This window comes from Myxococcota bacterium (assembly GCA_035498015.1).
In the GTDB taxonomy this organism is placed as follows: Bacteria; Myxococcota_A; UBA9160; order SZUA-336; family SZUA-336; genus VGRW01.
Genome location: DATKAO010000209.1, coordinates 20,257 through 29,151, shown reverse-complemented (window position 1 = coordinate 29,151; position 8,895 = coordinate 20,257). Strand labels below are relative to the sequence as shown.

Here is an 8,895-nt window from a genome sequence, read left to right as displayed (position 1 = left end):
TGCCTCTGCGGCGACGTCGCGTTCGAGATCTCCGGTCCCGTCGAAGGCCTCTGTCACTGCCATTGCTCCATGTGCCGCAAGTCACACGGGGCTGCGTTCGCGAGCTTCGTGGCTGCGAGCAAGCGCGACTTCCGCTGGCTGCGCGGCACGGACCGGGTGCGCCGCTACGAATCCTCCCCCGGCGCGTTCCGCGCGTTCTGCGCGCGCTGCGGGTCGGCCACGCCCGCGGTGCCCGAGCAGGGCGACCGGGCCTACGTGCCGGCCGGGCTGCTCAACGAGGACCCGAAGCTCGCCCCGTTGCCGCACTACTTCGTCGGCTCGAAGGCGCCCTGGTACACGATCCCCGACTCACAGCCACAGTTCGAGGCGTACCCGCCGGGCTGGGGCGACGCGGTGCCGTCGCCGCGCAAGACGGAGCCCACCCCCGAGGCCGTTCGCGGCGGCTGCCTTTGCGGAGCCGTCGCCTATGAGACCCCACGCCCCATCGCCCGCTCGATCGTGCTGTGTCACTGCTCACGCTGCCGTCATGCGCGTGCCGCGGCGCACAATGCGAACCTGTTCGTCGAGCTCGAGCGCTTCCGCTGGCTGCGCGGCGCGGACCGTGTGGAGCACTTCAAGGTCCCGGACGCGGAGCGTTTCACGCAAGCGTTCTGTCGAGACTGCGGCTCGAAGGTGCCCAACGTGCGCATGCGCGCCGTCATTCCGGCCGGCTCGCTCGACGACGACCCCGGCGTGCGCCCGGCGCTGCACATCTTCGTGGCGTCGAAGGCGCCGTGGTTCGAGATCGCCGACGACCTGCCCCGCTACGACGAGGACACGCCCAGGACATCGTGATCCGATCGTCATCCTCGCGTGGTAGATTGTGCAACAGCGCACACGGCGCCCGCACGAATCCTGGCCAGAGGAGAGACGAGGATGGCAAGCGAGCCCAGTGACTCCGAGTTACTCGCCACCGAGATCCCCGACGGAGTGGACCGCCGCACGTTCCTGATGCGCAGCGCCGTGGTCGGCGCCGCCACGGTCCTGACCGGCCGCCCGGTTTCCGCCAAGGAGGCGAAGGAGCGCGCGAGCGCCCCGCCACCGAAAGTGACTCTGTCTCCCGAGCTCGACGTGGTGAAGCGCTCCAAGGGACCGGTGATGACCACGCTCGAGGAGTTCTACAAGGTCGGCCCCGGCCCCTCGAGCTCGCACACGATCGGGCCGATGCGCATCACCTACGACTTCTACCAACGCTGCACGAAGCTCCCCGCGGACAAGCTCGCCAAGGCAACCGCGATCCAGGTGCACCTGTTCGGCAGCCTGAGCGCCACCGGCAAGGGCCACGGCACCGAGCGCGCGGCGCTCGCGGGCCTGATCGGCAAGGAGCCCGCGACCGTCGAGCCCGCGTTTCTCGACGGCCTGGTGTCGAACCCCGACCAGCATTTCCCGGTGAAGCTGGGCGACAAGAGCCTCGACGCGTCGCTCCAGGACATCATCTACGACTCACCCAAGGGTGACTTCCCGCATCCCAACACGATGACCTGCAAGCTGCTGGGCGGAAAGACGACGCTCTACGAGCTCGAGTACTACTCGGTGGGCGGCGGCTTCATCGAGTGGAAGGGCTACACGCCGCCCAAGAAGGGCCAGCCGAAATACCCCTACGCCACGATGGCCGAGCTGCAGGCGCACGCCGAGAAGAACAAGCTCTCCGTCGCGCAGGTCGTGCTGGCGAACGAGGTCGCGGTCTCGGGCAAGAGCGAGGCCGACGTGCTCGCGTTCGTCGACAAGATCACCACGGCCATGGTGAACATCGTGAAGGCCGGGCTGGCCGCCCCCACGACGACGCTGCCCGGCCCGATCAAGCTCAAGACCAAGGCGGGCGAGGTCTACAAGCGCGCGCTCGACGACCAGTACGAGAAGCAGAAGGGCGTGGGCGTGGTCGCCGCCTACGCGCTCGCGGGCTCGGAGGAGAACGCACGCGGTCACCTCGTGGTGACTGCGCCGACCGGCGGCTCGGCAGGAGTCATGCCCGCGCTCGTGTATGTCGTGGGCGAAGGCGGCCGCGGCCTGCCGCAGGAGAAGATCCGCAACGGCATGCTCGCCGCCGCGGCCGTGGGCTACCTGTGCAAGCACAACGCCACGCTGTCGGGCGCCGAGGGCGGCTGTCAGGCAGAGATCGGCGTGGCTTCGGCCATGGGCGCGGCGTTCCTGGCCCAGGCGCACGACTTCTCGCCTCAGGTCGTGGCGAACGCCGCGGAGTCCTCGCTCGAGCACCACCTGGGAATGACTTGTGACCCGGTGGCCGGCTTCGTGCAGGTGCCGTGCATCGAGCGCTGCGCCTACGGCTCGGTGAAGTCGTGGGTCGGCTTCATGATCGCGAGCAACGAGATCCCGGCGAACCGCCGGCTCGATTTCGACACCACGGTCAACGCCATGGCGCTCACGGCCAAGGAGATGAACTCGAAGTACAAGGAGACCTCGGAGGGCGGTCTCGCCGTCTCCGTGGTGCTCTGCTGACGGCCTGGATCGCCTGGACGGTCGCGGCGGTCTACTACTTCTACCAGTACGTGCTGCGCTCGGCGCCGAGCGTGATGATGCCGCAGCTGTCCGAGGCGTTCGGCCTCGACGCGCTCGGCGTCGCATCGCTGGTCGGGCTGTTCTACTACGGCTACTCGCCGTTCAGCCTGGTCGCAGGCGTTGCGCTCGACCGGCTGGGCGCGCGCCGGGTGATTCCGATCGGCGCCGCGATCGTGGCGGCCGGGTCGCTCCTGTTCGCGACCGGCGACGCGGCGCTCGCCGGCATCGGCCGGCTGCTGCAGGGCGCGGGCGGCGTGTTCGGCCTGGTGGGCGCGATCTACGTCGCGAACAGCAGCTTCCCCGCGTCGCGCGCTGCCACGCTGATCGGCGCGACCCAGATGTTCGGCATGGCGGGCGGCTCCGCCGGGCAGTTTCTCGTGGGGCCCGCGATCGCGGGCGGGCTGCCGTGGAGCCGCTTCTGGATGATCATGGCAGTCACGGGTGCGGCGATCGCCGTGGTGCTGGCGCTCCTGCTGCCGTCCCCGAAGAGCGAGCCCTCGGGTGACTGGCGCAGCGCCGCGCTCGACTCACTCCGCACCGTGTTCCGCAATCCGCAGTCGGTCCTGTGCGGCTTGATCGCGGGCCTGTTGATGATGCCGACCTCGATCTTCGACATGGTCTGGGGCGTCCGCTTCCTGCAGGAGACGGCCGGCCACCCGTTCGGCGAGGCGGTCATGCGCTCCGCCACGGTACCGCTGGGCTGGATCATCGGCAGCCCGCTGCTCGGCTGGCTCTCGGACCGCATCGGCCGGCGCAAGCCCGTGGTGATCGGCGCCGCAGCCGTGCTGTTCGCGTGTCTGGCCTGGATCCTGTTCGGCGGCACCGAGGTGCTCGCGCCCTACGTGCTGGGCACCGTGACCGGCATCGCTTCCGGCTCCGTGATGCTGCTCTACACGGTGATCAAGGAGGCGAACCCGCCGCAGCTCAACGGCACCGCGACCGGCGTGGTGAACTTCGTGAACTTCACGCTCAGCGCGCTGCTGGGCCCGGTGTTCGCGGCGCTCTTGCGCAACGCCTCCGGCGGCGCCGCGGAGCTCGAGCTCGTGCACTATCAGTGGGCCTTCGGGCCGATGCTCGCGGGCGTCGGGCTCGCGGTCGCCCTCGCCTTCTTTCTGAGAGAGACTGGACCCGCCAGCAACAGGAGCTGACCCCCATGAGTGGAACCGGAAAGTACGAGCAGCTGATCGCGAGCTGTGCCGGCTTGCAGCCGATCACCACCGCCGTCGCGCACCCCTGCGAGGAGACGGCGCTCACCGGCGCGATCGACGCGGCCGCGCAGCATCTCATCGACCCGATCCTGGTGGGGCCCGTCGCCAAGATCGAGCAGACCGCGAAGCAGGCGGGCATCGACCTGTCGCGCGCGCGCATCGTCGACGCGCCGCACAGTCACGCCGCCGCCGCGAAGGCCGTGGAGCTGGTGCGCAAGGGCGAGGCCGAGCTCTTGATGAAGGGCAGCCTGCACAGCGACGAGCTGCTCGCGGAGGTGGTCGCGCGAGACACGGGCCTGCGCACCGGGCGGCGGCTGTCCCACGTGTTCATCTTCGACATCCCCACGTATCACAAGGTCCTGATCGTGACCGACGCCGCGATCAACATCTTCCCCGCGCTCGAGGACAAGCTCGACATCTGCCAGAACGCGATCGATCTGTGTCTCGACCTCGGGCTCGAGCGGCCCAAGGTGGCGATCCTCGCGGCCGTCGAGACGGTGACTTCCAAGATGCCGGCCACGATCGACGCCGCGGCACTGTGCAAGATGGCGGACCGCGGCCAGATCCGCGGGGGCATCCTGGACGGTCCGCTCGCGTTCGACAACGCGATCAGCAAGGAGGCGGCGCGCATCAAGGGCATCGCCTCCGAAGTCGCGGGTGACCCCGACATCCTGCTCGTGCCGGACCTCGAGGCGGGGAACATGCTGGCCAAGCAGCTCACGTTCCTGGCCAACGCCGACTGCGCCGGCCTCGTGCTGGGCGCGCGCGTGCCGATCATCCTGACCAGCCGCGCGGACAGCGTGCGCTCACGCATCGCGAGCTGCGCGGTGGCCATGCGCGTAGCGCACGCGCGGCGGGTATCGGTCTCGGCGCGATGACCGGCTATCTGCTGGTGCTGAACGCGGGCTCCTCGAGCCTGAAGTTCTGCGTCTACCATGCCGGTCCGGGCGGTGACTGGCAGGCGGACCTGCGCGGGCAGATCGAGGGCATCGGCACGGCGCCGCGGCTGCGCGCGCAGGACGGTGCCGGGAACGCGGTCGAGGCCCCGTCACTCGCCGAGGCCGTGCGCGACGGCCGCTCGGCGCTCGACGAGCTCGCCGCCTGGCTGCGCTCGCACTACGGCGACGCGCGCCTGCTCGGCGTGGGTCACCGGGTGGTGCACGGCGGCGCGACCTACCCGCGGCCCGTGGTCGTGACTCCCGAGGTGCTGCGCCAGCTGCGCGAGCTCGTGCCGCTGGCGCCCCTGCACCAGCCGCACAACCTCGCGGCCATCGAGGCGGTCGAGAAGCGGCTGCCCGGCGTGCCGCAGGTCGCCTGCTTCGACACGAGCTTCCACCGCGGCCAGCCCCCGGTCGCCGAGCTCGTGCCGCTGCCGCGCGAGATCCGCCGCCAGGGCGTGCAGCGCTACGGCTTCCACGGTCTCTCGTACGAGTACATCGCGTCGGTGCTGCCCCGCGTCGCGCCCGCGATCGCGGAGGGCCGGGTGGTCGTCGCGCACCTGGGCAGCGGCGCGAGTCTGTGTGCGCTGCGCGCGCGGCGCAGCGTGGAGAACACGCTGGGCTTCACCGCGCTCGACGGGCTGTGCATGGGCACGCGTCCCGGATCACTCGACCCCGGCGTCGTGCTGCACCTGTTCCAGGGCCTGGGTCTGGTGGCCAAGCAGGTCGAGGACCTGTTGTACAAGCAGTCGGGTCTGCTCGGCATCTCGGGCATCAGCAACGACATGCGCGATCTGCTCGGGAGCGAGTCACCCGACGCGAAGCTCGCGGTCGACTACTTCGTGTACCAGGCCGCGAAGGAGATCGGCGCGCTCGCGGCGGTGCTGCGCGGCGTCGACGGGCTGGTCTTCACCGCGGGCATCGGCGAGAACTCCGCCGAGGTGCGCCGGCGCATCTGCGAGGCCTCGGCCTGGCTCGGGCTCGAGCTCGACCCGGAGGCGAACGCGCGCGGCGGCCCGCGCATCTCGACGGCGGCGAGCCGCGTGTCCGCTTGGGTGATTCCGACCAACGAAGAGCTGATGATCGCGCGTCACAGTGGAGAGCTGCTGCGGCTCGGCTGACGCGGAGGAGATTTCGATGACTGCGGCATGGCAAGGCTTCAACGGCGGTCTGTGGCAGAAGCAGATCGACGTGCGCGACTTCATCCAACAGAACTACCGGCCGTACGATGGCGACGATTCGTTCCTCGCCCCGGCCACGCCGCGCACGCAGAAGCTCTGGGCCCGGCTCCAGGAGCTGTTCGTCGAGGAGCGGCGCAAGGGCGTGCTCGACGTGTCACAGATCCCGAGCTCGATCACGGCGCACGCGCCGGGCTACATCGACCGCGAGAACGAGCTGATCGTCGGCCTGCAGACCGAGGCGCCGTTGCGGCGCGCGATCATGCCGAACGGCGGCTTCCGCATGGTGCAGAGCGCGCTCGAGGCCTACGGCTACGTGCCCGACCCGCACGTGGTCGAGGCCTTCACCAAGTACCGCAAGACCCACAACCAGGCGGTGTTCGACGCGTACACGGCCGACATCCGCCGCTGCCGCAGCTCGCACGTGCTGACCGGCCTGCCGGACGCCTACGGGCGCGGCCGTATTATCGGCGACTATCGGCGCGTGGCGCTCTACGGAGTGACTCGCCTGGTCGAGCACAAGAAGGCGGAGAAGAACGCGCTCGACTTCGCCATGTCGACCGACGAGATCATCCGCGACCGCGAGGAGCTGGCCGAGCAGACGCGCGCGCTGGGCGAGCTCGAGCAGATGGCCAAGAGCTACGGCTGCGACGTCTCGCAGCCCGCGCGCAATGCGCGCGAGGCCGTGCAGTGGCTGTACTTCGGCTATCTCGCCGGCGTGAAGGAGCAGAACGGCGCGGCCATGTCGCTGGGCCGCACGTCGACCTTCCTCGACGTGTACTTCGAGCGCGACCTGGCCTCGGGCGCGCTCAGCGAGTCACAGGCGCAGGAGATCATCGACGACTTCGTGATCAAGCTGCGCATCGTGCGCTTCCTGCGCACGCCCGAGTACGACGAGCTGTTCGCGGGCGACCCGACCTGGGTCACCGAGTCGATCGGAGGCATGGGCGACGACGGGCGCTCGCTCGTGACCAAGACCAGCTTTCGCATGCTGCAGACGCTCTACAACCTGGGTCCCGCGCCCGAGCCGAACCTCACGATCTGGTACTCGCCTCGCCTGCCGGACGGCTTCCGGCGCTTCTCCGCCCGGGTCTCGATCGACACCAGCTCGGTGCAGTTCGAGAGCGACGAGATCATGCGCCGCGCCTGGGGCGACGACGGCGCGATCGCCTGCTGCGTCTCGCCCATGCTGCTGGGCAAGCAGATGCAGTTCTTCGGGGCGCGCGCCAACCTGGCCAAGTGTCTCCTGTACGCGATCAATGGCGGCCGCGACGAGGTCAGCGGCGACCAGATCGCCCCGAAGAGCGAGCCGGTGCAGGGCGACGCGCTCGACTTCGACGACGTGCTGGCGAAGTTCGAACGCACCATGGAGTGGCTCGCGGGCGTGTACGTGAACGCCATGAACGTGATCCACTACATGCACGACAAGTACGCCTACGAGCGGCTCGAGATGGCGCTGCACGACTACGCGCCGCTGCGCACCATGGCCTTCGGCATCGCGGGCCTGTCGGTCGTGGCCGACAGCCTGTCCGCGATCAAGCACGCCAAGGTGCGTGTGACTCGTGACTCCACGGGTCTGGTGATCGACTACCACACCGAGGGCGCGTTCCCGATGTTCGGCAACAACGACAACCGCGTCGACCAGCTCGCGGTATGGGCGGTCAGCACGTTCATGCAGAAGCTCCGCAAGTACCCGACCTACCGCAACGCCGTGCACACCCAGTCGGTGCTCACGATCACCTCGAACGTGGTGTACGGGAAGGCCACCGGGAACACGCCCGACGGGCGCAGGCAGGGCGAGCCGTTCGCGCCCGGCGCCAACCCGATGCACGGCCGGGACAGTCACGGCATCCACGCCTCGGCCGCGTCGGTGGCCAAGATCCCCTACCGCGACGCCGCGGACGGCATCTCACTCACCACGACGCTCGTGCCGACCGGGCTGGGGCGCATTCCGCAGGACCAGATCACCAACCTGACGGCAATGCTCGACGCCTTCTTCACCACCACCGGCTACCACATGAACGTGAACGTGTTGAACCGCGAGACGCTGCTCGACGCCATGGACCACCCCGAGAAGTACCCGAGCCTGACGATCCGCGTGTCGGGCTACGCGGTGAACTTCGTGCGACTCACGCGCGAGCAGCAGATGGACGTGATCAACCGGACCTTCCACGGCGGAGGCCGCCATGCCTGAGCTCGAAGCCAAGAGCCCCTACGAGCTGCGCGTCGACCTGGGCAGCGGAGTTCCGGAGACCGACGTGCGCAGCGCGCTCGCGTCGGGCGACATGGGGTTCCTGCACTCGTTCACGACCGGCTCCACGGTCGACGGGCCGGGCGTACGGGTCGTGGCCTGGACCACCGGCTGCACCTGGCGCTGTCAGTACTGTCACAACCCCGACACCTGGACGTTGGGCAACGGCATCCCGGTCGCGGTGCCCAAGGCGGTCGACGAGCTGCGCAAGTACCGTCACGGGCTCAAGGTCATGTCCGGCGGACTCACGATCTCGGGCGGCGAGCCGTTCCTCCAGGACCGCTTCGTCTGCAAGCTGTTCGCGGCCGCGCACGAGCTGAAGGTGCACACCGCGGTGAACACGAACGGCTTCTACGGCTCGCGTCTCTCCGACGCGGAGCTCGAGAACATCGACCTGGTGTTGCTCGACATGAAGACCTGGGACCCCGAGCGGCACAAGCGACTCACCGGCATGGACCCGGCGGCGACGCGCGCGTTCGCCGAGCGCCTGGCCGCGCGGCGCCGGCCGATCTGGCTGCGCTTCGTGCTCGTGCCGGGACTCACCGACGATCTGGGCGACGTGGCGCAGATCGCGCGCTTCGCGGCCGGGCTGGGCAACGTGGAGCGGGTCGACGTGCTGCCCTTCCACCAGCTCGGACGCTTCAAGTACGAGCGGCTCGGCATCCCGTACGCCTTGAAAGACCAGGAGCCGCCCTCGCAGGAGCGGGTCGAGCAGGTGTGCGCGGTGTACCGCGACGCGGGGCTCGTGGCGTACTGAGTCCATT

At 69.3% G+C, this 8,895-nt stretch carries 7 protein-coding genes; all 7 read left to right on the top strand.

The window, feature by feature from the left end; genetic code table 11:
- Positions 1-834: GFA family protein (locus VMR86_18520; protein ID HTO09051.1), on the top strand; the 834-nt coding region annotated here is incomplete at its 5' end.
- Between the two features lie 81 nt (positions 835-915).
- Complete coding sequence (locus VMR86_18515) at positions 916-2,496, top strand: L-serine ammonia-lyase (protein HTO09050.1); 1,581 nt, start codon at positions 916-918, stop codon at positions 2,494-2,496.
- Positions 2,490-3,704 carry an MFS transporter gene (locus VMR86_18510; GenBank protein HTO09049.1) on the top strand — a complete coding sequence of 405 codons (1,215 nt, stop codon included), beginning with the start codon at positions 2,490-2,492 and terminating at the stop codon, positions 3,702-3,704. Before VMR86_18515 ends, VMR86_18510 begins: the two co-directional genes overlap by 7 nt.
- 5 nt (positions 3,705-3,709) lie before the next feature.
- Positions 3,710-4,642, top strand: a complete 933-nt coding sequence (locus VMR86_18505) for a bifunctional enoyl-CoA hydratase/phosphate acetyltransferase (protein HTO09048.1) — start codon at positions 3,710-3,712, stop codon at positions 4,640-4,642.
- The gene (locus tag VMR86_18500) at positions 4,639-5,823 is read left to right on the top strand and encodes an acetate/propionate family kinase (protein HTO09047.1); all 1,185 of its coding nucleotides are present in this window, start codon (positions 4,639-4,641) and stop codon (positions 5,821-5,823) included. Before VMR86_18505 ends, VMR86_18500 begins: the two co-directional genes overlap by 4 nt.
- Positions 5,824-5,839: 16 nt before the next feature.
- On the top strand, positions 5,840-8,074 hold the full coding sequence (gene pflB, locus VMR86_18495) for a formate C-acetyltransferase (GenBank protein HTO09046.1): 2,235 nt from the start codon (positions 5,840-5,842) through the stop codon (positions 8,072-8,074).
- Positions 8,067-8,888 carry a pyruvate formate-lyase-activating protein gene (gene pflA / locus VMR86_18490; GenBank protein ID HTO09045.1) on the top strand — a complete coding sequence of 274 codons (822 nt, stop codon included), beginning with the start codon at positions 8,067-8,069 and terminating at the stop codon, positions 8,886-8,888. The genes pflB and pflA overlap by 8 nt, the downstream gene beginning before the upstream one ends.
- Positions 8,889-8,895: the final 7 nt, after the last annotated feature.